Genomic DNA, 24,580 nt, shown 5'->3' on the forward strand with positions numbered 1-24,580 from the left:
ATCCCCGACTTTTACACCAAATTTATTTACTTATCTTTGTCTTTATCGCCCTTGTTACCCCTCTTTACAGTTAGCTTATAAACTTTAACTGTTTGGTTCTCAGCCGTAATCATAAGCTCTACCATGTTTTCACCCTGCTTCAAATGAATAACAGGAGATGTTGTACCACTTACAACATGTGCACCATTCACAGCTACCTTTGCCAGGCTATCGCTTGTAGTCGGCTTGATAGTGATTTTACTTGTTCCTATCGGTACTTGTACTGTGTAAGCTGTGATATTCGCATCAAATGCAGGACTTAATGTTCCAGCACTTGTTGTCAGGCTGCTCAACGTATTATCCGTAGAAAACCATACTTCGGTAGCCGTTACTCCACTGGCTTTCAAATAATTAGTGCCTATATTATCTAAAATATTTCTGGTGACGGAAATGTTCGTACCCTTTTGAAGCTGAATCCCATTCGTGTTTCCAGTGATGGTATTGCCTATAATTTGTACATTTTGAGGGTCCCCAGCGCCAATATTACCTGCGTTTTGATCCCCATTGTCGTGTTCAAGTAGAATACCCCAATAGCCGGAAGCCGTGTTATTACGAATCATGTTATTCACAATACGTGTTCCTGGCCCGTTTAAAATATTGATCCCTACACCATTGTTTACAGTCGTTGTATTTTCAATGATATTGTGTTCAATCAAGGTATCGGGAGTGCCCATTGTTACGACAATTCCTTCACGCGCATTGCGGATCACATTGTCATGAATGTAGTTTTGAGGTCCTGTTTTACTATGATTGCTTGGCGCCGTCCCGCCTGTATTACCAAGTCCTACGCCGCCGCCTGTCAAAATATCCTCAACCGTATTGCCGTAAACTTCGTTCAAATATTCTAACTCACCGTGGAGATCAATCGCATCTAGCTTTGTATTCTTATAATGATTATTTCGCAGCTCGTTGTTGTGCGCTACGTTTTGAATGAGGGAACCATGGCGTAAATACGGTCCTTCAAAGGTGGAATCTTCCACCACGTTCCAATACGTATCATTATCAAAACCGAGCCTATCAACCTTCGGCATCCCTTGAATGGAAGTGCCATATCCAGCACCGCCGCCGCCTAAATCAGTTGCATTTCGGAATGTCGCATGACGAACAACGACATCATGACTATTTTCAACCCGAATCGCCATCCGACGAAAACGCTCCACAGTGACATGATCAATGGTCACGTTATACGAAGGAATTTCGCCATAATTAGCGACTGCTATCATGCTGTCAGGCCCTCCGGCAGCCGGATTGTTCATAACATGATCTAATGAAAAAGTACGATTCCATGTTGATGTAACGGTCAGATTTGAAACCAGAATATCATGTTGACTCGATGATTTCAGGACAGAACTATTTTTAACATCATCAATGCTTGATTTCAAAATCGTTTGTGACTCGCTCTCCCCCCGCAGGTTGACGCCTGACTTCAGCTTTAAGTTGATGAACCCATCTGGGGAAGTCATTAAGTTATAAACCCCATTGGGAATAAAAACTTCGTCGCCTGCTGCTGCGGCATCAATTGCATTTTGGAGCGCGATACGATCATCCTGGGCATTATCCGCTGGGTTTGCGCCATAATCGAGCACGTTACGTGTAACGCCAGTTACCTGATTAGGCGTGTGGAGCGCGTGTTCAGACCCGTCTGGATTCGTTAAGCCCGGCTTTGTAAAAGGTAACGTCCCTGGCGGCGCTGTTGGTGTAATATTGGGAACAATCGCTACCGGCGTGTCCCCTGAAGGGAACGGTGGGTATATCATGACTTCCGTTAAACTTGTGAATGTGCTGCCATCTGAGTTACCGTGTCCAATGACTCGAACGAAGCGAGCCTGCGTATCCGGGATATCGAAAGCCTGCATATCTACCATGTTCGGACGACTGTTTCCGGTGAAAACGTTGGTCCAGGATTGCGCGTCGTTTGATGTTTGAATATCAATGAGCGTCGTACGCAGATCGCCTTTATAAAAGGCAATGCCAACGTAGCCAATGTTCTTCGATTGCCCCAAATCAAACATGACATATTGCCCGTCACCTGATGCTGACCAGCGGCTGAACAAGTTGTTATCGAGCGTGTTGCTTTCTACGTTTCCATCGCTGCTGCTCGCATTCACTTCAACGACTTGCAGAGGTGTAACTGGAGCGGACAATGTAGTTACATGATAGGTCAGCGGTGTCAGCGAGTAATTACCAACCGCATCTCCTGCGTAAACGCTATAAGTAACACTCGTATTTGGAGCTAATCCTTGTACGGTGTAGGTATTTCCTTTTACGTCACTAAGCAGTACATCATTTTGATAAAGCTTATAGTTGGACACTGCACTATCATCCATCGCGGCCGGCCACGTTAATTGAACGAAATCCATGCCCAAGTTAATTGATTTTAGGGCTGCGTTTTGCCCCCATGTTGGAGGGGTATTGTCGCTTTGAACGACACGTCGTACCAAGAGTTGCGGCTCAGGGTTGGAGGCCGAAGTGTTCTCTTTTGAATACACGTTAACGGAGTTGGTAGAATTTGAAGCAATGATGAAAGAGACTGCCTGATCGGAGAGATGCTGCCTGACATAATCCGTCACGTCTACGGTGTATAAAATCGGTTTACCTGCATTAGCCTGATTCACGATAAATTGTCCTAATGGATTCATGGCAGACAAATCCGTTTGAGGAGCCGTATTCCAAGTTATCGTTGATTCTTGCCATGAATTATTCAGCAAACCATACACTTGAAGGCCTGTGTCAATGTCGCTGCTGCCTTTTTTGGCAGACACTTGCAAATAATATCTGTATGTACTATCAGAGACGGTAGACACATCAAACTTGAAGTAGACTTCTGTTTTTTTCGAGCTGCTGGTTGAAAGACTGTATAATCCTTGCGTCGAACTCCCCAAATTCGTTCTGTTGTCGTAGTTCGTATCCGCCACTTCAGGCTTGCTGTTATCTGTAACAATAGCAGCGTCTGCAATGGTTGGGAGAGCAGCAACATCTACTTCAACATCCGCTGCCCTGCCTGCCGCAGGAACGAGGAGTAGCGAAAAGACCATGGAGAACAGTACCAACAATGCTAGTCTTTTTTGTAAAAAGTGAATTTTCATGTAGCCATGCTCCTTACTCAGTTTAGTCTCGCAGTTTTGTAAGCGTATACAAATATCTGCAATTCAATCATATTACCCCCTTTTAGGCAACTTTCATTGTCATTTATTTAGGTGTTGGAGGGATATTATTGGGAAACCATTTCTTTTTGGCGAGAATTGTGATCCAAGATGAAGGTAATGCCCATTGAGGGAACTCCATTCCTCTATTTTGGTGAAAAAACTTAGTTTGAGCGGTCGCGGGGAACTACAGGGTCTTAATTAAGCTAGGATAGCTGTTTATCAGCTTGTAGCTTCTGAATAACGGATCATAGTTCCCTCCCACAGCTAAATGGGCATTTTTCGGGGATATAGCGCCCTGTAGTTCCCTTCCCTTCACAAAGGCGTCAACTCTTCAACAATCCCGTCTTTTTCGCTCACCCAACGGCAAAAAAATCGCCCCTCAGGGGCAGCTTCTTCACAAACTAATACATCGGCTTCGCTTGGTACAGCACTTGCGGCTGCGGGCATTGCGGGAAAGGATAGATATCCCGAATTTGATTGAAGGCATAATGCTTCGTTGCAAATTGAGTATGGTATAAGTATTCGATTAGGTAAATCGATCCGCCTTGCACACTGCAGAGAATTCCCGAAGTTCCAGTTCCGTCCATTAGGGATACACCTACTGGGCTGCCCATCCAAGCATATGCTTTTTGCTGTAATGACATAGGCCATCACCTCCTGCATTACCTTATGCGGGGAGGCGCCTAGGAGTTCGGCTCACTTCTCGAGCTTGGCTACGCGTACACGACCGGAGAAAAAGGTTGCCCCTCCGCCCATATCTGCCACGCGATCCGGCGTAAGCGCATTAACCAAGGCTTTGCTGCCGCTAGCCGCCGAATCCGCCCAGAGCCCTTGGCTCACGACAACACCTGGCAGCACGTCCAAGCCCGCCGCTGCGGTTAACTCGCATTCGCCACGGGCATTCCACACGCGAACCTTGTCGCCGCTCGCTACCCCTAAAGCGGCAGCATCTGCTTCGTTCATGTGCAGCTTCGGCGTTTTTTCCATGCGGACATGCTTCTCATTATGAGCAAACGTCGAGTTCAGGAAGTTATGATTCGGCGCAGGGATGAACAGGAACGGCAAATCGTCTTCATCAAGAAGCGGAATATACGTCGGCAAAGCCGGATAGCCTTTCTCCTCCATCTCACGAGAGAGAAGTTCGATTTTACCGCTCGGCGTCCGTAACTCCCCTGGAAACAGCGGCTTCACTTCCGCTTTCATGAACTGCTTCTCCAGCAGGTTATCATAAGTAATATTCGCTAACGCCGGATTTCCCGGATGATTCAAGGCTTGGCGCACCAAATCTTCATCGGTATCCTGCAAAGCCTCATCCTCATAGCCCATCTTCGCTGCGAGCAGTCGAAACACATCGACGTTCGCTTTGCTCTCACCATAAGGGCGCGCCACAGGAAGCTGAAGATGTACGTAGTGATGCCAATAAGAACGGTAAAAATCCGTATTTTCAAAAGATGAAGTAGCTGGTAGCACGATATCGGCATACTTCGCCGTCTCGGTCAGAAACAGATCATGCACAACTGTAAACAAATCGTCTCGCCGAAGCCCTTCTCTCACTTTATTGGCATGAGGGGCAACTAACGCCGGATTAGAGTTGTATACATACAGCGAACGAATTGGCTGATCTAGCTCCAGCAAAGCGCTGCCAAGCAAGTTCATATTAATCTGCCGCGCCTCTTTCACCCTTAGATCAGGTCGCTGCAAGGCCGGAATATTGTGCTCCAAATAAGCGCCATTCCCTTTAATCGCGCCGCCTCCACGTTGCATCCACTGCCCCGTTAATGCCGGCAAGCAGGCAATGGTCCTCACGCACATCCCGCCGTTATCGTGATGCTGAATCCCGTTACCGATACGAATAAAAGAGGGTGAAGTTTGGCCATATAATCTAGCTAAGCGGTAGAGGTCTTCGACTGGAACTCCGGTTATGGCAGATACCACAGAAGGTTCATACTGCCGAACATGCTCCCTCAGTTCTTCATGGCCAACCGTATATTGCCGTAGAAAGGACTCATCTACCTTATCTTCGGCGAACAAAATATGCATAATCCCCAGCGCCAACGCAGCATCTGTTCCCGGCATAATCGGAATAAACCAGTCTGCCCAGCGGCCGGTTTGGTTTCTATGAGCGTCGATGACGACGACTTGCGCACCGTTTTTGCGCGCCTTCTCAGCCAGCATCACCTGATGCATATTCGTGCTGACAGCATTGATCCCCCACATAATGATGAGCTTGGCGTGCACCGTATCCTCCGGATCGGTTCCAAAGCTGCCGCCCATCGTGTATTTGTAGCCTTCAGTTCCTGCGGATTCGCAAATCGAGTACAGCAAGCGGCTTGCACCCATCCGGTTAAAAAACCGGCGATCCATCCCCTCGGTCCCAATCCGCCCCATGTTGCCATAAAAGCTGTATGGCAGAATGGACTCGGGGCCTTCTTCTGCGATCAGCTTTTTCCAGCGGGTGGTGATCGTTTCGATCGCTTCCTCCCAGGACATTCTTTCAAAGCGGCCGCCCTCCCCTTTCGGACCTATGCGCTTCATAGGGTACTCCAGCCTTTTATCATCATAAAGTCGTGCCGTCATGTTCCGAACTTTATTGCATATTGCCCCTTGTGTCACCGGGTGGTTGGGGTCTCCCTCTATTTTAACGATCTTGCCCGCTTCCTTATGAAGCAGCAAACCGCATTGATCTGGACAATCCAGTGAGCATACGGCTGGAAAAATGCCATTTTCTTGCTCAATCATCGATGAGTGCATCTGCTATTAGCTCCCTTCCATCAATTCAACTTCTTTACTATATAACGAATTGAAAGGAAGGGAAACATTTGCGCGTTAATACAGCTGCTCATCTGCCCATTCCCCTTCTAATAACTCACTGCCGAGATGAGGAAGCTTTAACGCCTTAACTGCCTCTTCTAAATAATGGCTTTTGAAACTAATTTCATTGGAAAAGGCAGGGGCCATTGCGATCACGTTCGATTCACTATTCTCTTGATGCAGCAGCTGCAAAGCCTTCATATCTTTTTTATAAAAGGCTGCATCCCATCTAACTTCACTGATAACACGAGCTGCAATGGCCAATGGAATTCCTTTGACATGAGCAACGAGCTCCGCAGCTGCTTGAGGATGATTTCGAATGTAGGTATGCACACGTACATGTGCTTTTAAATAAGCCACCGTATCCGCCTGATGGTGATGCACCCAGTTCTCTTCAGCCACAACTCCGGTTAAATAATCTTCCCCCATTCCCTCTTGAAAATAGATGTGCCCAATTCCCTGGTGACGAGCCAAACTGACATAAGGCTCCCACATAACGCTTCCGGCCAGCTGACGTTTCATGATTCCCGCCATGCTTTCATCCATCTCTTTATGAACAAAATGATGTTCGAAGCCGCCGAGGGATTGCAGAAGCTTCGATAATCTGCGTCCCGCACTGGATTGAGCAGCAGTGGCAAGCGTCCACCCGCAGATCTCTGACATGTCATGGATCTCCAGCCCTTTGCGGATAACCAGCGAAATTCCTTTCCCGCTAGGGGCTTTTCCATCGAAAGCCAGCAATACCGGTCTAAATGCAGGCAGCGTCCGCCTAAGCGATTGACATAGCACGATTGGATAATCGCCTAAGGAAGCAATCTGCAGGCTTCCCCCGATCATACCCTGCAACAGCACCGTGCCGTTTGCGGCATCGAACCAGTCAACACGAACGATGCGGCCCGGATTTGCTAAGGCGAGTTCCTCTTCAAACCAACCTAGCTCCTTCATGAGGAGCGAGGTCCACATGGAGGCCGTGCCGCTCTGATAACCAACCGTAATCACCTGCTGCTCCTGAGGCGTTCGTATCGATGCCGTCCCTGCTGTGAACACCGGATTGTTCGCGCTTGAAGCGTGATGACGAACCCACTTTTCTAGCTCTCCTTTATCGATTAAGATTTCTTTTCCTATTTTCACATAAGGAAGCTGCTTCAATTTCCGCCATCGATCGAAGGTTGAGCGGCTTACACCGAGCAAGTCGACTGCTTCATGTAAAGAAATAAGATTGAATCGCTGTAAGGACATGATTTCACGCCTCCTGCCTAGGTCGATATGGTCATTCATTATCATTCATGCTCATGTGTTTCCAATTTATTGACAGTTTTCTGGGCCGAGATTATATTTCATTATAGAAAAAAATTCATAGTAAGTATATAGGAATTATAGTTTATAAAGGGGGATGAAGATGAGCAATTCAAGGAAAAAGAATTTTACAATCGTCATCACACTACTTATGTCTTGCACACTCTTATTAACGGCTTGCGACGGCAAAGAGCAAACCGTTTCAGCAAATGGCGGCGCACCGGAAGTCTCCGAGCTTCGTTATCAAGGCGGAATTGGTTCTGTTACTTATCCGGAATTAGCCGAGGATTTGGGATACTTAGCTCCCTTGAAGTTGAAGTTTATCGGGAACACCATCAGCGGACCTCAAGATATTCAATCCGTTGTAACCGGCGATACGGATTTTGGCGGAGCTTTTAATGGAGCTATTGTGAAATTGATATCAGCGAAAGCTCCAATTAAGCCCGTCATTGCTTATTACGGCGTCGATGACAACACGTGGACGGGATATTACGTTTTGGACGGCAGCCCCATTAAAACGGCGAAAGATTTAATCGGCAAAAAGATCGCAGTGAATACGCTAGGCGCACATCACGAATTCGTTATTAAAGAGTATTTGCACAGAGCCGGTTTAACGGCGGAAGAAATTAAGCAGGTAACGCTCGTTGTCGTTCCACCTGTAACAACGGAGCAAACGCTGCGAGCTGAGCAGATCGATGTTGCAGCACTTGGCGGCGTATTGCGTGACAAAGCGCTGGAGCGCGGCGGCATTCATCCTTTGTTCAAGGATTCCGACTTGTTTGGTATTTTTAGCGCCGGCAGCTATGTGCTGACAGACAAATTCATCAAAGCCAATCCTAATGCGTCGCGTAAATTTGTAGAAGCTACCGCCAAAGCGATTGAATGGGCACGTACCACACCGCGTGAAGAAGTTGTCGCCCGTTTCGAGAAAATCATCAACGAGCGCGGCAGAAAGGAAGATACATCGACCGTGAAGTTCTGGAAGAGCACAGGAGTAGCCGGGAAAGGCGGGCTCATCTCCGACAAGGAGTTCGACACTTGGATTCATTGGCTTGTCGATGAAGGCGTCATGAAGGAAGGCCAGCTGAAGCTTCAAGGCTTGTACACGAATGAATTTAATCCGTATGCCAATGAGAAAGGATGAGGAGGTAGAGCAAATGACGACCAAAATCAGTATTCAGCATGTTCAGAAAACGTTTCGAATTCAAAGAAATCTAGGCCATTTGAAAGAAGATTTACAACCTATATCTGCTCTGAAGGATATTAATTTGGATGTAAAGCAAGGGGAGTTCATGGTCATCGTAGGGCCTAGCGGCTGCGGTAAATCAACCTTGCTGGATTTACTCGCAGGCTTGACGAAGCCCAGCAGCGGTCAGATTTTATTAGACGGCAAAGCCATTACAGGACCTAATCTGGATCGAGGAATCGTGTTTCAGCAGTACGCGCTCTTTCCTTGGAAAACAACACTCGCCAATGTGGAGTTCGGGTTGGAAGCCAAAGGCATCCCTCGCAAAGAACGTCGTGAAAAAGCTTTGGCATTCATTCATCTTGTCGGGTTAAAAGGCTTCGAGAACCGATATCCTCACGAGATTTCCGGAGGTATGAAACAGCGGGTGGCAATCGCGAGAAGCTTGGCTTACGATCCCGAAGTGCTGCTGATGGATGAACCCTTTGCAGCGTTGGATACGCAAACCCGTGAAACGCTGCAAAGTGAGCTTCTGCGCATTTGGGAGGCTACCCAAAAGACGATCATTTTTATCACTCACGGTATTGAAGAAGCCGTTTATTTAGGGCAGAGGGTCGCTGTGATGACCTCCCGTCCCGGAAGAATCAAGCAAGTGATTGATATCCCTTTCCAATCGCGAAGAAGTGAAGAAGATCTGCGGTCTAACCCGGATTTCGTCAAGCTGCGCCATGAGATTTGGGAGCTTTTGAAGGATGAAGTCTCCAAAGCCCAAGAGCAAGAAAAAGCCAAAACGCTGGATAGTTTTGATCACAGCAAAACACCGTTAAAAGGGGGATTTGTCAATGGCTAGCGTAAATGCCGGGAAAGCTTTGGTGCTGCGTGAAAAGGGCAGTATCCATGCCTTCGGCTCCTTAACGAAACTGAGAAAGTTGTTCAAGAATACCATCGTCATTATCGCTTTGCTCTTCGTTTGGGAAGTGGCGCCCCGTTTGGGGCTTGTGAACATCACGTTCTTTCCCCCTATCTCCGAAATTGCGGCTGCGTGGTGGCAGCTTCTCCTTTCGGGTGATCTTGCTGAACATACGAGCGCAAGTTTATTGCGTTCGCTTGGTGGATTCTCGTTGGCGATACTCATCAGCATTCCGCTCGGCCTCGCGATCGGTTGGTGGAGACCGGTATCGGAGTATCTCAATCCGCTTCTTGAATTGCTGCGAAATACGGCGGCCCTTGCCATACTGCCTGTCTTCATCCTTTTGCTCGGTCTTGGTGAAACCTCGAAGATCGCCATTGTGCTCTATGCTTGCGCCTTCCCGCTTCTGCTAAACACCATAAGCGGCGTCAAGAATGTCGATCCTCTTTTAATCAAATCTGCACGGTCTATGGGCTTATCGCCTGTAAGTTTGTTTCGCAAAGTCATTATCCCTGCAGCTATTCCGACTATTTTCGTAGGCATTCGTCAGGCTGGCGCAAGCTCCATCCTCGTTTTGGTTGCAGCTGAAATGGTCGGCGCAAAGTCAGGACTTGGCTATTTAATTCAATACGCGCAGTTCAGCTTTCAAATTACGAATATGTATGCCGGCATTATTTCCATTTCGGTCATTGGCTTAATTATTAACTATCTGCTTGTCGCGCTGGAGAAACGATTAACAGGTTGGAAGCAAACGTACAGTGAATAACAAATTTAATTAAGGTGTGTGAGTTCAACATGGGCGATTCGAAAAGACAGCTGCATTTGAATGTATTTATTATGAATACTGGGCATCATGAAGCATCCTGGCGGCACAAAAACACGGAGCCGGAAAACATTACGGATATTCGGTATTTTCAACGGATCGCGCAAATTGCGGAGCAGGCGAAGTTCGATTCCCTCTTTTTGGCGGATGGGCTGGCGGTTAGTCAAAATATTAAGCATGGCGCGTTTGTAGGACTAGAGCCTTTCACCTTGTTATCGGCACTTGCCTCAGTCACAGAGCATATCGGACTTATCGGCACGGTCTCAACGACGTATAACGAACCTTTCCATGTTGCGAGAAAGTTTGCCTCTCTGGACCACATCAGCAAAGGACGCGCAGGTTGGAATATCGTGACCTCCGGAAGCTCTTTTGAAGCTCATAATTTTAGCAAAGCAGTCCATTTGGAGCACAGCAAACGCTATGAGCGGGCCAAAGAATTTCTGGAAGTAACAACCAGTCTATGGGACAGCTGGGAGGACGAAGCGTTAATTATTGACCGAACGTCCGGTATTTTCGCAGACCGCAGCAAGGTCAGGGAAATCAATCATGTGAGCGATACGTTTAAAGTGCGAGGACCATTGAATATCCCCAGATCTCCACAGGGTTATCCCGTGCTGGTTCAGGCCGGTTCTTCCGAGGACGGCAAAGAATTCGCGGCGCAGTATGCTGAAGCGATATTTACGGCACAGCAAACGCTGGCAGAAGCCCAACAGTTTTATTCGGATGTCAAAGGGAGACTTGCTCAATACGGCCGTTCCCCGGAGCAGCTGAAAATATTGCCGGGCATCTGCCCGATCATCGGCAAAACCGAATCGGAAGCCAAAGAGAAGGAACAGGAATTAAACGAATTAACCGTCCCTGAATATGGCTTAAATCAGTTATCTAACATGTTAAATGTCGATCTATTCTCTTACCCTTTGGATGGGCCTCTGCCTGAACTGCCTAGCTTGTCTGACATCAACGGCAATAAAAGCCGCTTCCAGCTTGTTGTTGACTTAGCAAAACGCGAGAACCTGACTATACGCGGCCTGCTTCATCGACTTGCTGGCGGACGCGGCCATCGCACCTTTGCCGGTACGCCCATCCAAATTGCCGATCAGCTCGAAGAATGGTTCTTGCACGGAGGCAGTGACGGTTTTAATGTTATGCCGCCCTATTTGCCAGCAGGTTTAGAAGAATTTGCCGAATTCGTTATTCCAGAACTGCAGCGCAGAGGCTTGTTCCGAACAGCGTATTCAGGGTCTACCCTTCGCGGACATCTAGGATTAGCAAAGCCTGTTAATCAGTATGCGACTGCTGCCGTTAGCGGCGCATTCCAATAAAATGGAGGAGGTTTTATTTATGAGTACAAATGAACAAATTGGAGCAGTTCCTGGAAACATTGAGATTCTCCCGGTTGCAGGCCGAATCGGCGCAGAAATTCGAGGCGTGAGCCTGCAAGCAGATCTTGATGCTCAGACGCTTGCGGAAATTCGTGCTGCCCTGCTCAAGCATAAAGTCCTCTTCTTTCGTGAACAGCATCAGTTGGATGACGCAGGGCAGGAGGCTTTCGCCCGACTGCACGGTGATCCTGTCGCTCATCCAACAGTCCCTATCAAGTCAGGCACTGCCTATGTGCTGGAGCTCGACTCTGCTCATGGCGGGCGCGCCGATTCCTGGCACACAGATGTTACCTTCGTAGACGCCTATCCGCAGGCTTCCGTTCTCCGCGCCGTCGTCGTTCCGGCTTCAGGCGGCGATACCGTCTGGGCAAATACAGCCGCAGCGTATGAGCACTTGCCCGCTGAGCTGCGCAATCTGGTAGATCAGCTATGGGCGCTGCACAGCAATGATTACGACTATGCCGCTCAGCGTCCCCAAGTATCTGCCGAGAAGGAACGCCACCATCGCGAAGTGTTCGCCTCCACGGTGTACGAAACAGAACATCCGATCGTTCGCGTACACCCTGAAACCGGTGAGCGTACCTTGCTGCTCGGTCATTTCGTGAAGAAAATCTTAGGGCTTTCCTCAGCGGATTCGGCTCAACTATTGGCTTTACTTCAAAGTCATATTACGAAACTTGAAAACACAGTTCGCTGGCGCTGGTCTGCCGGTGATGTCGTGATCTGGGACAATCGGGCCACGCAGCATTACGCTATCAATGACTACGGCGATCAGCACCGGATTGTGCGCCGCGTCACGGTAGACGGCGATATTCCTGTCAGCATCGACGGCAGGCAAAGCGTAACTCGCAAGAAGCAGCCTAATGATTCGTTAGCCCAAACCGGATCTTAATAGAAAGACCCACTCAAGGCCATTTAAAGCCTTAGTGGGTCTTTTTATTGCCGCTACTCAAGGATGCTGCCCCCTAGAACAAAACGATACTGCAGATGCTTAAATAACATATGGTCGATCCGTACGCCGCCTGTCTTTTTGGAAGCGGAATGAATGATTTTACCATCGCCTAAATAAATGCCCATGTGGCTGATCGGCTTCTGAGAGGGATCCAGATTGGCATAATCGGAAGGCCGATTGCCCCTGTAGCTCGTAAAGAACAGTAAATCCCCGCGCTTCGCCTGCTTAAGATCGGTGTATTTCCGTTTGGATAGGGCCTCGACATAAGCAGCCTGATTTTTCGCATCCCAGGGCAAATCCATCCCGAGCGCAGTCAGATACACCCAACGTGTGAAATCCGAGCAGTCAAAGGACTTTGGGTCCAACCGGTCCGATCCATACACGTAGGGGGTTCCGAGATAGCTTTTGGCTGTCTCGATTACGTTCTCGACGTAACCTCCTTTTTTCGGGACGATGCCCGGATTAGGAAACGCTTGAATCAAAGGAAAACCGTTTGGCAGAAGTGCCTGCTTCTTATTCTGGGCAGCCATGCTCCTTATTTGATTTGAGCCATAGAGCTGTTCCACGCCCAAATCTCCAATGTATAGCTCTGCATCACTGCTGGTTAGAATCCAGTCCGACATCCGGTTATCCGTCTCCCGCTCGGGTGTCAGTTGCACCTGTTCCCCCGTGCTTAGCTGCTTAATCTTTGATTGGTGGGAGCATCCATTAAGTGTGAGCGTTGAGGCTAGCACGATGCTCATTGCTAATATGCGCATGATCAAACTCCTTGGCATGTGATGTTGTTAGGATGCCAAATTTTTGTTAAAACAAACCGCGGGGCGCGAGAGGTGAGCGCACGTTAGGCGCAAGGGGCACACGGGGAACAGAGCGTGGAGCTCAACAGGCACCACAATAAAAAAGCCCGCAGGAGTCACCCTGCGGACCTTACTTCTATCGCTTCTTGCCCAAATTAAGCTCTTTCATAATTTGCCGGCCTGTCGGCGTCTGAGCCAAGCCACCCTTGGCGGTTTCCCGATGCTTCTCGGGCATCGCGGTGCCCACCTCGTACATCACTTGCACGACTTCGTCAGATGGGATGACGGAACGGACACCTGCCAGTGCCATGTCGGCGGCTGCCATAGCGTTTACTGCGCCGAAGCCGTTGCGGACGATGCAGGGAATTTCGACCAGTCCGCCGACCGGGTCGCAAATAAGCCCTAGCGTGTTCTTCAACGCTAGTCCCACCGCATGCATCGCCTGCTCAGGCGTACCGCCGCGAAGCTCAACCAACGCTCCCGCTGCCATCCCGATTGCGGAGCCCACCTCAGCCTGGCAGCCGCCTTCCGCGCCAGAAACAAAAGAGTTGTTCGCGATGACATAGCCAATCGCGCCCGCACTCAGCAATCCCCGCACCATGTGATCATCATCCCAGCCGAAGCGCTGCTGGCTGCTGATGAAAACGCCGGGGATAATCCCGCAAGAGCCAGCCGTCGGAGTAGCAATTATGCGCCCCATGGAGGCATTAACTTCAGACACGGCTAGCGCGTATGCCATTGCCTTACAAGCTTCCTCACCGAGCGAAGCCTCTGTCATTGTCATATAGCTGGCAACGCGCTGAGCGTCCTTGCCCGTCAGTCCGCTGCGGGAGGTTGTATCTTCTGTCAACCCCTTTGCCACGGCTTCTTTCATGATCTGATAGTAAGCCCGCATTTTTTCAAATACATATTCCGGCGTCTTGCCTGATTCTTGGCTTTGATCGGCCAGCATGACTTCCGCAATCGTCATTCCTTCTACGGCGCATACTTCCGTGAGTTGTTTTAATGTTCGGAATCTCATGTTATTCGCCTCTTTCTGCGAGATCCACTCTTTTTATATCAAAAATCATGCTTAAGGAGCTAATCTCCTCGATTAGAGCATCCGGAACGGAGACGTCTGTTTCAATGACGGTCATCGCCTCGCGGTCCCTGCCTTTCCGATCCAAATCCATGAATCCGATATTGATTTGGTTGCGGCCAAGCAAGGTGGTAATGTCTGCGATCATCCCCGGACGGTCGTGATGGGAAATAATTAACGTAGGGTATACCGCGGTAAATTTCACATCGAACTGATTTACATTCACAATTTCAACGTTGCCCCCACCGATAGATGCCCCGATCATACTCACTTCTTTGGCCCCGGCGGAAATCGTAAATTTGACCGTGTTTGGATGATCGGCCTTATCCTTACTCGTGAGGAAAGCAATCTCCACCCCGCGAGCTTCCGCCTCTTCGGCTGCTTCCAGAATCCGCGGATCATCCGTTTCAAAATCGAGCAAGCCGCCTATAAGCGCCAGGTCGGTACCATGCCCCCGGTATGTATCCGCAAAAGAGCCATACAATGTAATTTCAGCTTTGGTTGGCTGCTCGCCGAGCAGCTGCCTGACAACACGTCCTAAACGGACGGCTCCCGCTGTATGGGAGCTGGATGGACCTATCATGGAAGGTCCGATGATGGAAAACACATCTTTAAAGCGCATCATGCAGTTCTCCAATCCTTTGAGGTTAAAGCTTTATACTACTATTGTATGAAGTGCTTCTGCGAATGACAAGGTCTTTTATCTTGTCCTTATTTTCCCAACTATGTACCCGTCTCATTCGGCCATGGCGGCGATTGTGGCGGACAACAGAAAAAGCCCCAATAAACGCTATAAGCGTAAATAGAGGCTTCGGTTACTTATGTAGAAACTTAAACAACCAATGCAGCGGCTTTAAGATTTCTGGCGTCTTGCTCCTGCTCATTAACCTTCCTGCCCTTGCCGAAAGGAATGCAAAGCGGTGTACCAAACAACGGATCCTGAATAATTTGGCAGTCCATATTAAACACAGTACGGATCGTATCCTCGGTAATAATATCTTCCGGCGTCCCTTGGATGGCGATCTTCTTGTTGTGAATAGCCACGATGTGATGGGCATAGCGGCAAGCTAGATTAATATCATGCAGGACCATTACGATGCTGCGTTGCTGCTGGGCATTCAATTCAAACAACAAGTCAAGCACTTCAACTTGGTGCGACAGATCCAGATAAGTTGTCGGCTCGTCGAGTAAAATCGTATCTGTTCCCTGTGCCAACGTCATCGCAATCCAAGCTCGTTGTCTCTGCCCGCCCGATAAGGAATCGACAGTACGATCCGCATATTGCTGCATATTCGTAGCCTTCAGCGCTTTCGTTACCATCTCTTCATCCTCTGCGGACCACTGCTGCAGCCAGCTCTGGTATGGATATCTCCCTTGCTTAACAAGCTGGAGTACCGTTAATCCTTCTGGAGCAACCGGACCTTGTGGCAAAATGGACAAACGCTTCGCAATTTCCTTCGTCGGAAGCTTCGCGATTGCTTGCCCGTCTAGCATGATGCTGCCATTTGTAGGCTTTAGCAACCTGGCCAATGAACGAAGTAACGTTGATTTACCGCAGCCGTTGCTGCCGATAAACACGGTGATTTTCCCTTTCGGGATCGCAATATCCAAATCTTCATAGATACTGTTTTCTCCATAAGTTAACGTTAAATGTTGGGCCTCGATGGCGTGCATCGGTCATCAATCCTTCCTTGGCTATATAATCAAACGAAAGTGTGCATATTCGTCTTTGTATGTGAGGTAAGTAGAATCCAAACTTTATTTATTTAGTGTATAGTTGATGAAAACCAATGTCAATGATTTTGAGAATCATTTTCAATATAAATCAATATGCAAGCGGCAATTTAATCCATTCCGTGAATGGGACTTAGTCCGCGATACTGCGAATCATCGTTTTCTGCACAGAAAAAGGGCTTCCTCTAAGCCATTGATGACCGACCGAGGAAACCCTAATATCCCAAACTACCCGACTTAACAGTTCAGCTCGATGCGCCTTAATGCGTCATGCCGAAGGGAACTACAGTTCGCTGTTTTGCTGAAATAATCCAATTGAGCGGAGGAGAGGAACTCCAGAGTCTTATCTAACCAATATCCCCCCATTTGATGCTCAAAAATACAAATTAGCGGATCATAGTTCCTCTTCGTATGCCGAAACACCGACTTTTAGCTAAATAAAGCCCTGCACTTCCTTTAATCGAATGCCCGCCCGCTCCAAGTTACGCAAGCACGCCTCACATTAACTGAACATCCCCAGAAATCCCCCATTTGACGAAATGCGCATGTTGTACCTTCGTTTGTTCCGGGGCGCCCGGGCAATCAGCGAAATTTTTGGTCCCAACATATTGATCAGGGCTGGTCAGGTAGCGGTCACCTTCATAATGATGATGAGGACCATAGGCATTATAAGTGCTCGGGTACAACGCGACTTCCAGCACGTAGGAACCTGCCGCAAGATCCTGCGGTAAATCCACTGTCCAATGGGGACCCCAGCACCAGCCCAACTCTTCGCCGGAGAGCCAAATCTGTGCCGCATCTCCTTGAACATCCGTTAGCTGCAAACCAGTATATCTACCTTGTTGATCCGCGCGCAGCGAGATCGTCTTCTTCGCTATGACAGGCGTCCTCATGAATGGAAAACCAGCGGAGATCAGGTTAGCAGCGTCGATAACAGCAGTCATTGGGACTAAGTGGAAAGGTCCATCCGCCATCCATTGCCGCTCATCCTTCTCACGCAGAGGTAGCTTACTCATAACAGCAAATCGACCGCGTAGAAAAGCAATCGGACATGCTTCTCCTCCAGGGATAGGCGTTACTTCGATAGACAGCAAGTGGTCTAGTCCAACCCGCTCATCGGGAATAAGAACTTCAACACCGCCATTTTTAAAATGCAAAGGAAACGCTTCTCCGTTTATGCGAACTTCCTCCACCGGATCGAGAAGAACGAAGGTTAAGCCCCCTATGGATACGGGCTCCTCAAGCGATATTTGCGCTTCAAGCTTGCCTTCATGTACGGGTTGAAGCTCAACGTACACTTGGTTTGTACTTGGAGGCTGTATGGACCAACGCGTTTGTTCGACTGCCGATTCAGTTGCAGCAGGGAGCTCTTCGCTCGATTTAGCGCGTATTTTCTCGGCAAGCACATGCTGCCAATCCTGCGTTTCGCACACGTTGACGCCTGCGGCACGAAGCTTATCCAGCATGCCTGCTTCCTTCCACCTGCACCCGTCAGCCACGAGTACACAATCATAATCACGTTTTCCGATACGCAGAAAGCCGCTCTCGATCAGACCGTCCTCCTCGATAACCCGCTCCTCGGTTAATTCATAGTGCAAACCAGCTGCATAGCAAGCTTCTACAAGCGCCAGCAGCTGCTCATTCATTACCCCGGCAACAGAAGCCGGGATATTGGAGCCATCATGCTCATTCATTTGCATGCTGTCCACAGGGTCGAAAGCCGCCATGATGCCCCGAGTCGGCGTCACAATAAGAACATCCGGCTTCGCTTTCAAATCCGGAAGCAGCACCGCCTGCGCCTTAATGGAAGCCAGCAGCGCCGGGAAAGCGTCCTTCCATGTCAAATGGCTCGGCATGGAAGGCGGCCAGTCCTGTACAGCTTTGGTATTCAGCTTCAGCTGGTTCAAATGAAGCACGAACTGCTGGATGCCGTGACTAGCCAGCCACAGGCAATAGTTCGTGAAGGATTCGGGGCTTACGCCCCAGCCGCTCCCGCCCATAGCTTCCACGAGCGAACCGCTCCGTCCTTGCTGCATAGCAACGGAATGCGCGATTCGCGGGTAGAAATTGTTGCCTGGATAGCGCTCCAGCGCATCGATCGCAGGGGTTTCTACACGTTTTAACACCTGAAACCCAGAGCCGCTGTAGGATAGCTGAAAGAACGGACTTTCTTCCGCCTTTAAATGGGCTGTGAATTTTTTACCGTAGGTTTCGCACCATGCTGCAACAGGCTGATAGAAACCTTCAACGATCGCATCGGTCAGAAGCTCCCAGTATCGGACCCGAAAGTCTTCATGACCTTCACCTTCGGTGAATAGCAGCGGCAAGCGCGGCAGCAAGACTTCGCCATACTGCTCTTCGTACTGCTGCGCAAATCGATCATCCCATGGAATAGCGCCTGTTTTGACCGTAATGCCGTGACCATCGAGAAACGCGACTTCGTCCGAGAAGAAGCCAGTTACATAATCAAACGCTTCAGGCGTAAGGCCTAGGCGGTACCCTTCGTATGTAATATCGAGGAACATTTGGGTCGTTACCGGGTCTAGAGAGGAGACTGCATTTTTCGAGCCAAACTCGATTTGACTCCCGTGATCTGGCGTCTGTACCCATTCCACCCACTTACAGGTAGCATCTGTGAGTCTCCTCATGACTTCGCCGCTGGCTGTGCCAGAGGGCCAACCATTTTCATCATAAATCCAGAAAATCATCCCCGTCGCTTTGGCATAGAGAATCAAGTCAGACACAATCTCTAAATACTCATTGCTCATATAGGCCGGAACGTTCGGATAGAATCGCGGATGAAAGATCACGCCCTCTAAGCCTGCGAGTCGAAGCTCGTCGAGCTGATCTTTGAGCGCATTCAGATTCAAAGCGTCATTAATGGACCAAAAACTAAGAAATGACAACTGATTATTCATTCATGTTCACACCTTTGCCCGCAGGCGGGGCTGTATTTTCTATGAGGGTCTTACCGTGTACGGCCAGGCGGGGCTGCGGGAAGTCTCCCCGTTGCACAATGTGCAACGATTCGCCCTTCAATTGCAGCCTCAGCATGCCTATATTGTATTTCATACACTCATTTCTCTGAGAAACGAGTGTTTTGCCCTGAAACGCTCGAAAAGGTTGTACATTGTACAACCTAGCCAAGCTTAACGCGTTAGATCAGGGCAAAATGTTGTACAACGTACAACATAGCTGCGCAGCTAGGCGACGAACCTTTCTAGCTGCCGAAGCTACCTGTGATTGCGCTGCTCCCAGCAATCACTCCCTACTAAACTCAGCCGAAGATCTGCTGAGATCCAGCACATACGGAAGCCGCTCTCCCGACTTCATCAATTCGATCAGATAACGATCGCCCCCGGGTTCGGTTACGACGAGCTTGGCCGGAGCGATGGATCGCGGGCCACAGTCTTTGTTAGGGTCATAGATCAACGCCTGTATGAACAAGACGGTGTTCTCCACATCCACCCGTTGAATCAAGGCGGTACGGTTCCCGCTTGGCGGATTATCCGGCGTTAACGCCGAGTAAATATCCGCTGGCTTGGAGCACCAGGTCAGCTGCTCCAGCGAGCCTGCGCGCATTTGATAGCTGAAGGAGCGCTCGCCGGCATGCAAACGCTGCTTGTGCTTCAGCCATTTCTGATCCAACGTGCCGAGACGCTCATCCGTAGGCGCCCATGATGCTGCCTCCGTATTGCACATTTCACCGCTGAAGTGCGTAGTCAGATGCACATCGCGTTGCTCCGGCACAGTCACGCTAACGATATCCAGCATGTGATCCTCGGCCAGCGCGTTAATGCGTCTGATTTGTACCCCTTTGTAAGCTTCCAAGTCCCATGGACTAAGCTCTGGCGGCAAAATAATGTGATCCTTCATATAAAAATCATCAGCAAGCCAATCCACGGCCGTCTCCACCCAAACGCCCCATGGCTGCTCAGAAAGTTGAATCAAACTTCCGTCACGAGGAGGCTGATCCGCACCGGCCATACTTACTGTATTGTGCGAATAGGTGCGCTTAAACCACCCATAGTGCGCGGGGATGCCATAAGCCGTAGTCCCTGGATCTATGAATAAAGGAACGCTGCCGCAAATGACCGATAAACCAAGCCGATCCATATGATCATGCTCGCCCCCGAAGCGGCTGTGCTTGATGATCGCTTGCCACCCGGCACGGTTAACTAATTTCGTTAACCCACTTGCTGGAAGAGATTGCGTCCGGTGCGCGGTGTCCCACAAGGATAAGCTCTTCCCTTCCGCCGGCTCAAGTTCCCGTCCAAACATTAAGGCATACGCGGAGTCCCTGCTGACTGTCTTTACATCTATAAACTGCTTATCCGCCCAAGCTGTGCCATACGCGGTATTCAGCAGCGACCGGTAAATCTCATCGCCATAGATATCTAGTGCGATTTCGTAATAGCGCGTATACGTCCCTATGTTGTGACCCAAGCGCGCGTCATTCAACGTCGGCATATCTCCACTCGGAAGCGGAAGCGCAGCATGCAAAGGAAAATCAAACATCGCCTTCAGCGCCTTGTTTGTCCACACATCCCACTGCGTTCCTTCTGCGATAAGCGCATAATGCAGCAGAGATTGAAAAGCATAAAAGTGATATTGGACATTGCCTTCGTACCATAATCCATCCTCAAAAATGCCACGCGCAATTTGGTCCAGGAGACCGAATTCCCCCTCAAGCCCAGCTCGAATAATCTCCTCATCGTTAAGCAGCAGCCCGATAGATGCTATGGCCGAGGTGATCAGCACCGAATGATTATGAATCTGCTTCTCTTTGTGCTGGATGAGAAAACGGGCGCACGGTTCCAGCAAACCGCTGCGAATGTGCGCTTCTTCTTCCGGAGTCAAGTGTCCCCGAATGGCATCAAAACCCATGGCTAGATCTATGATCCAATGCGCCTCATCCAACGTTTGAGCAAACAATTTGCCTGGGCCATTGTATGGAATGTCGCCATGTGTCTGATACGTTTCATAGTGGTTCGCATAAGCCTTGAGATACGATTTCACCATGTCGATACGCTGCGTATCCGGTTCGATCAAGGTTAATAACGCAATATGGTAGACAGCGTGTCCTATTTGCGTATGAGCTATCGATGTCCATGCGGAATCGAAGGGCTCACCGGTTCGCTCCTTGCCGCAGGTTGGACACTGATGGCTGAATGGGAGATCCCACTGAAAGCTTAACTCGGTCCCATCCTCATGGCAGTAGTAATAGTGAGTCCATTGCCCGTGTTCGTTCACTCGAATCGTGTATGTGATGCGTGAGGCTTCTTCCGATTCCTTCCGCAGCAGCGCGAGTGCTTCACGAAACTCCGGCTGTCCCGCGTTCGTGCGGAGCCGTTCCAGCCGTTTCTTATCCATGTCTTTTCCTCCTCAGCCTAACAGTAGAAGTGCTCAGTGCTCATATGGTAAATGCTGAGCCAATGGCTACCTATCTTTTTCCATAAAAGCCCCCCACTATCCTTTTAGCGATCCTGCCGTCATTTGCATGAAGGATTTATTCGCCAGCATATAAACAACCAGCAATGGAAGAATCGACAGGCATGCCCCTGCCAGCATATAGTGGGTTTGCACAGCAGCGGATGCGCCATATCGGAGATACGATAATCCAACTGTCAGCGTTTGAAGTTTAGGGTTCGTCATCGTAAATACAAGCGGTCGTAAATACTCATTCCAAGCTCCGCAAAAAGTAAACAAAGCCCCTACGCCCAAACCTGGACGCATCAATGGCAAAATAATTCGCCAGAAAATGCCGCCGCTAGAGCAGCCGTCAATGCGCGCAGCCTCATCTAATTCCCGGGAAATACCCTGTAGAAAGCTTAGCAAGATAAAGAAGATATACGCATGCCCGCTCACGAGAATGAGCACGACTCCCCATAAGCTCGTATTCAGATGCAGCTTGACCATGAGCTCAAATTGAGGCCGAATGACGACCGCGCCGATGGAAATGAACATCGTTGAGGCTTGAATGCCGATGAAAAGCGCCTTGCCGGGAAACTTCGTCCGGTCCACGACGTACGCTGCCATCGACGCGACAATCAGCATTCCTATCGTTGTCATTCCGCTCAAGAATAAGGAGTTCCACGTAAACCGGGCGAAATTGGCCTGCACCCAAGCCTCCTTATAGTTCTCGATGTGCCAGGAGGAGGGGAAGATAGTTCCCCCTTTTGTAATCTCAATATTGGACATGAACGAACCCAGAAAAGTCACGATGACTGGAAAAGCAATAAGAAGGGCTGTGACCAGCAAAAAGATCCAGAGCAGCACGGTGCCGCCTATTTTTCCAACTAAAAAAGATCGTGCTTGCTTCTTAATTTGAAAATTAGATACCGTTTCCGTAACTTCCATCATACCAGCTTCCTCCCCTATTGAAGTTTGTTCAGGCGTCTAGACATCGCATGATAAGCGAGTGTAATGATGCCTACAATGACAGCCGTAACGAAACCGACCGCGCTGCCATAGCCGAGCTGTTGATCCGTAAGAGACCCGGAAGGGGTTGGGAAAAAGAGTTTGTATACGTACAAATACATAACTTCTGTCTTGCCAACGGGACCGCCCTCCGTCAGTACCATGATGCTTTCATACCCTTTAAGCGAGTTGATAATGGCAAGCATGATCACGATCTGCAGTACCGGCCCTAGCATCGGAATGGTTAAGTACCAGAATTGCTGCCATTTATTCGCGCCGTCCAGCGACGAGCTTTCGTAGACATCGTTTGGAATATTTTGAAGACCGGCCAAGAACAGCAGCATATAGTTGCCCACAGCTCCCCACACGGCAATAATGATCGTCGTCAGCAAGGCGTGCTTAGGCCCGAGCCAGTCGAATCTTTCAGAGATGATGTGAAACTTCAGCAAATATTGATTCAAGATCCCGTTATAGGAGTTGAAAATAATGAAAAACACGACAGCCATCACAGATGAGCTAATAATCGTTGGCATGAAATAAATCGCTCTGAGCCAGTTGCGTCCCCGGAGCTTAGAATTAAGAATAACGGCTAGAACCAGGCATAAAGGCAGTGTAATAATGAGCTTACCGCCTGCATAAATGAACGTATTGATGACGGAATGCCAATCGAGACCATCATCCAATCGTCCTTCACATCAAGTCGCGAGTAGTTCACTAAGAAATCCTTGTTATCATGGCTATAGAAAAAGGAGCCTTTCATCTCATCGCTGAACTGTGCCATGAAGCCGGGGTCCCGATTAAAGCTCCCTTCCCCCGTTTGATCCCCGAAAATGACGGACTCGCCGGCAGCGTCAATTAACGCGTATCTTTTGTTCGTCTTGGACAAATTGGCCATATAGAGATCACGCAGCGCCTCTTCCTTCACATTGACCACCACATACACATTGGTCGGCTCATAGCCCATAAAGGAATATTCACTTACGCCCTCTACAACGAGCGAAATCACCTTTTGATTCCCTTTGAAAAACGGGTCGATATGCCCTTTGCTCCAGAAACCCCGGTTCAACTTCTGAAAATGCTCATACATCTCAGATTGGTAAAAAGAATTGCTGGTATTCCGCACGCTGGAGGTCGGGTAAAAATCGCCTGTCGGCGTAGCAATCAGGATGCTATCGATCATCGAATCATTAAATTTAACTTGGGAAAAAACGTACTGCAGCGCGGTCAGCGACTTATAGTAGCTGCTGGTGTCCCCATTCTGAACATCCTTCATTAGCTGCTTAAAGGCATCGTTGAACATCAGCGCTCGGATGGCGATTCCGATATTTTTCAGCCTTTCATTCACAATTTGCGACGATTGATTCACCGTATCTTGACTGGATTGAAGCGCACTCTGCTGAATCTCCTTGGATGCGATTAAGTACGCGATGCTCCCTGTTGCCATCAACCCTAAAGTAATCAGCACGACGAACGTTAACCAAATTCTTTGCTTCAAAGAAAACGAATGAAATAGGCGTGGAAACAGCGACCACAATGTATTCATAGGCGGCTTAGCACCTTTCCTGTTGCGTGAATATAGACTCTACCTATTTTATTATAGTGCACGATGACATTGTTCGACATGTGTAAAATTGCAGATGATGGGCAGCTTTTTCTATGTTTATAGGCAAAAAAAGTCCCGCTCGCCGTTTGGCGAAGGTAGTGGATGATAGATGACATTTCGCATAACTGCTGTTAGATCTTCGGTAACTGGACGAAATCTGGCATGTTGGCGAAATTAGCGGTAAAAAGTCCATTCACTTGGGGAAAAGAGGAACAATTGTGGAAATAGCAGGAGGAATCGGAGTTAATTAAAAGTAATCTACCCTACTCAGTTACTCGTGATGATCCTCGACTGCACCTCAGACGAGATAGATGGAAAAACTACCGTTAATCCACTCTGCTCAGTGGCAGGTAACGGAATAACGGTAGAAGCTCCAGTTAAATCGTGGGTGGAAGGACGAATA

Annotated in this window: 18 protein-coding genes; 5 read left to right on the forward strand and 13 right to left on the reverse strand. The window is 48.9% G+C overall.

Going from position 1 to position 24,580, the window contains the following annotated elements; all coding sequences use genetic code 11:
- Nucleotides 1-26: 26 nt before the first annotated feature.
- The 4 genes from AC58UW_RS09460 to AC58UW_RS09475 form a co-directional block, all read right to left on the reverse strand.
- Nucleotides 27-3,125, reverse strand: coding sequence for a CBM96 family carbohydrate-binding protein (locus AC58UW_RS09460; RefSeq protein WP_497420422.1), 3,099 nt, complete (start codon nt 3,123-3,125; stop codon nt 27-29).
- A 461-nt stretch (nt 3,126-3,586) separates the two neighbouring features.
- Nucleotides 3,587-3,829 (reverse strand): hypothetical protein, encoded by a 243-nt coding sequence (locus AC58UW_RS09465; protein WP_497420423.1) that lies wholly within the window; start codon nt 3,827-3,829, stop codon nt 3,587-3,589.
- A gap of 52 nt (nt 3,830-3,881) precedes the next feature.
- On the reverse strand, nt 3,882-5,936 hold the full coding sequence (locus tag AC58UW_RS09470) for a molybdopterin-containing oxidoreductase family protein (protein ID WP_497420424.1): 2,055 nt from the start codon (nt 5,934-5,936) through the stop codon (nt 3,882-3,884).
- A 75-nt stretch (nt 5,937-6,011) separates the two neighbouring features.
- Nucleotides 6,012-7,235 carry a helix-turn-helix domain-containing protein gene (locus AC58UW_RS09475; RefSeq protein ID WP_497420425.1) on the reverse strand — a complete coding sequence of 408 codons (1,224 nt, stop codon included), beginning with the start codon at nt 7,233-7,235 and terminating at the stop codon, nt 6,012-6,014.
- A 160-nt stretch (nt 7,236-7,395) separates the two neighbouring features.
- Here AC58UW_RS09475 and AC58UW_RS09480 point away from each other — a divergent pair, with 160 nt between their 5' ends.
- From AC58UW_RS09480 to AC58UW_RS09500, 5 genes are read left to right on the forward strand one after another with little or no spacing between them, the layout of a single operon-like run.
- The gene (locus AC58UW_RS09480) at nt 7,396-8,436 is read left to right on the forward strand and encodes an ABC transporter substrate-binding protein (protein WP_497420426.1); all 1,041 of its coding nucleotides are present in this window, start codon (nt 7,396-7,398) and stop codon (nt 8,434-8,436) included.
- 13 nt (nt 8,437-8,449) lie between these two features.
- Nucleotides 8,450-9,328 carry an ABC transporter ATP-binding protein gene (locus AC58UW_RS09485; protein WP_497420427.1) on the forward strand — a complete coding sequence of 293 codons (879 nt, stop codon included), beginning with the start codon at nt 8,450-8,452 and terminating at the stop codon, nt 9,326-9,328.
- Nucleotides 9,321-10,154: an ABC transporter permease gene (locus AC58UW_RS09490; protein WP_497420428.1), complete on the forward strand. Its 834-nt coding sequence runs from the start codon at nt 9,321-9,323 to the stop codon at nt 10,152-10,154. Before AC58UW_RS09485 ends, AC58UW_RS09490 begins: the two co-directional genes overlap by 8 nt.
- A gap of 29 nt (nt 10,155-10,183) precedes the next feature.
- Nucleotides 10,184-11,533: an LLM class flavin-dependent oxidoreductase gene (locus tag AC58UW_RS09495; protein ID WP_497420429.1), complete on the forward strand. Its 1,350-nt coding sequence runs from the start codon at nt 10,184-10,186 to the stop codon at nt 11,531-11,533.
- Between the two features lie 19 nt (nt 11,534-11,552).
- On the forward strand, nt 11,553-12,485 hold the full coding sequence (locus tag AC58UW_RS09500; protein ID WP_497420430.1) for a TauD/TfdA dioxygenase family protein: 933 nt from the start codon (nt 11,553-11,555) through the stop codon (nt 12,483-12,485).
- A 53-nt stretch (nt 12,486-12,538) separates the two neighbouring features.
- Here the strand turns inward: AC58UW_RS09500 and AC58UW_RS09505 are convergent, their stop codons facing one another.
- The 9 genes from AC58UW_RS09505 to AC58UW_RS09545 all read right to left on the reverse strand — a co-directional run bounded on the left by AC58UW_RS09505 (nt 12,539) and on the right by AC58UW_RS09545 (nt 24,069).
- Nucleotides 12,539-13,303 (reverse strand): C40 family peptidase, encoded by a 765-nt coding sequence (locus AC58UW_RS09505; protein ID WP_497420431.1) that lies wholly within the window; start codon nt 13,301-13,303, stop codon nt 12,539-12,541.
- 175 nt (nt 13,304-13,478) lie between these two features.
- Entirely contained in the window at nt 13,479-14,363 is an 885-nt protein-coding gene (sdaAA, locus tag AC58UW_RS09510; protein WP_497420432.1) for an L-serine ammonia-lyase, iron-sulfur-dependent, subunit alpha, read from the reverse strand.
- 1 nt (nt 14,364) lies between these two features.
- Entirely contained in the window at nt 14,365-15,042 is a 678-nt protein-coding gene (gene sdaAB, locus AC58UW_RS09515) for an L-serine ammonia-lyase, iron-sulfur-dependent subunit beta (RefSeq protein WP_497420433.1), read from the reverse strand.
- 209 nt (nt 15,043-15,251) lie between these two features.
- Nucleotides 15,252-16,094 (reverse strand): ABC transporter ATP-binding protein, encoded by an 843-nt coding sequence (locus tag AC58UW_RS09520; protein ID WP_497420434.1) that lies wholly within the window; start codon nt 16,092-16,094, stop codon nt 15,252-15,254.
- A 557-nt stretch (nt 16,095-16,651) separates the two neighbouring features.
- Entirely contained in the window at nt 16,652-19,072 is a 2,421-nt protein-coding gene (locus AC58UW_RS09525) for a hypothetical protein (protein WP_497420435.1), read from the reverse strand.
- Between the two features lie 343 nt (nt 19,073-19,415).
- Nucleotides 19,416-21,527 (reverse strand): heparinase II/III domain-containing protein, encoded by a 2,112-nt coding sequence (locus AC58UW_RS09530; RefSeq protein WP_497420436.1) that lies wholly within the window; start codon nt 21,525-21,527, stop codon nt 19,416-19,418.
- Nucleotides 21,528-21,623: 96 nt separating this feature from the next.
- Nucleotides 21,624-22,514: a carbohydrate ABC transporter permease gene (locus tag AC58UW_RS09535; RefSeq protein WP_497420630.1), complete on the reverse strand. Its 891-nt coding sequence runs from the start codon at nt 22,512-22,514 to the stop codon at nt 21,624-21,626.
- Between the two features lie 17 nt (nt 22,515-22,531).
- Nucleotides 22,532-23,257 (reverse strand): carbohydrate ABC transporter permease, encoded by a 726-nt coding sequence (locus AC58UW_RS09540; protein ID WP_497420437.1) that lies wholly within the window; start codon nt 23,255-23,257, stop codon nt 22,532-22,534.
- On the reverse strand, nt 23,164-24,069 hold the full coding sequence (locus tag AC58UW_RS09545) for a cache domain-containing protein (RefSeq protein WP_497420438.1): 906 nt from the start codon (nt 24,067-24,069) through the stop codon (nt 23,164-23,166). Before AC58UW_RS09545 ends, AC58UW_RS09540 begins: the two co-directional genes overlap by 94 nt.
- Between the last annotated feature and the right edge of the window lie 511 nt (nt 24,070-24,580).

The organism is Paenibacillus sp. J22R160, from assembly GCF_059692135.1.

Coding starts and splice junctions, on each gene's coding strand:
- AC58UW_RS09460 (WP_497420422.1), bottom strand. CDS start 3,125: ATGAAAATTCACTTTTTACAAAAAAGACTAGCATTGTTGGTACTGTTC.
- AC58UW_RS09465 (WP_497420423.1), bottom strand. CDS start 3,829: ATGTCATTACAGCAAAAAGCATATGCTTGGATGGGCAGCCCAGTAGGT.
- AC58UW_RS09470 (WP_497420424.1), bottom strand. CDS start 5,936: ATGCACTCATCGATGATTGAGCAAGAAAATGGCATTTTTCCAGCCGTA.
- AC58UW_RS09475 (WP_497420425.1), bottom strand. CDS start 7,235: ATGTCCTTACAGCGATTCAATCTTATTTCTTTACATGAAGCAGTCGAC.
- AC58UW_RS09480 (WP_497420426.1), top strand. CDS start 7,396: ATGAGCAATTCAAGGAAAAAGAATTTTACAATCGTCATCACACTACTT.
- AC58UW_RS09485 (WP_497420427.1), top strand. CDS start 8,450: ATGACGACCAAAATCAGTATTCAGCATGTTCAGAAAACGTTTCGAATT.
- AC58UW_RS09490 (WP_497420428.1), top strand. CDS start 9,321: ATGGCTAGCGTAAATGCCGGGAAAGCTTTGGTGCTGCGTGAAAAGGGC.
- AC58UW_RS09495 (WP_497420429.1), top strand. CDS start 10,184: ATGGGCGATTCGAAAAGACAGCTGCATTTGAATGTATTTATTATGAAT.
- AC58UW_RS09500 (WP_497420430.1), top strand. CDS start 11,553: ATGAGTACAAATGAACAAATTGGAGCAGTTCCTGGAAACATTGAGATT.
- AC58UW_RS09505 (WP_497420431.1), bottom strand. CDS start 13,303: ATGCGCATATTAGCAATGAGCATCGTGCTAGCCTCAACGCTCACACTT.
- sdaAA (WP_497420432.1), bottom strand. CDS start 14,363: ATGAGATTCCGAACATTAAAACAACTCACGGAAGTATGCGCCGTAGAA.
- sdaAB (WP_497420433.1), bottom strand. CDS start 15,042: ATGCGCTTTAAAGATGTGTTTTCCATCATCGGACCTTCCATGATAGGT.
- AC58UW_RS09520 (WP_497420434.1), bottom strand. CDS start 16,094: ATGCACGCCATCGAGGCCCAACATTTAACGTTAACTTATGGAGAAAAC.
- AC58UW_RS09525 (WP_497420435.1), bottom strand. CDS start 19,072: ATGAATAATCAGTTGTCATTTCTTAGTTTTTGGTCCATTAATGACGCT.
- AC58UW_RS09530 (WP_497420436.1), bottom strand. CDS start 21,527: ATGGATAAGAAACGGCTGGAACGGCTCCGCACGAACGCGGGACAGCCG.
- AC58UW_RS09535 (WP_497420630.1), bottom strand. CDS start 22,514: ATGGAAGTTACGGAAACGGTATCTAATTTTCAAATTAAGAAGCAAGCA.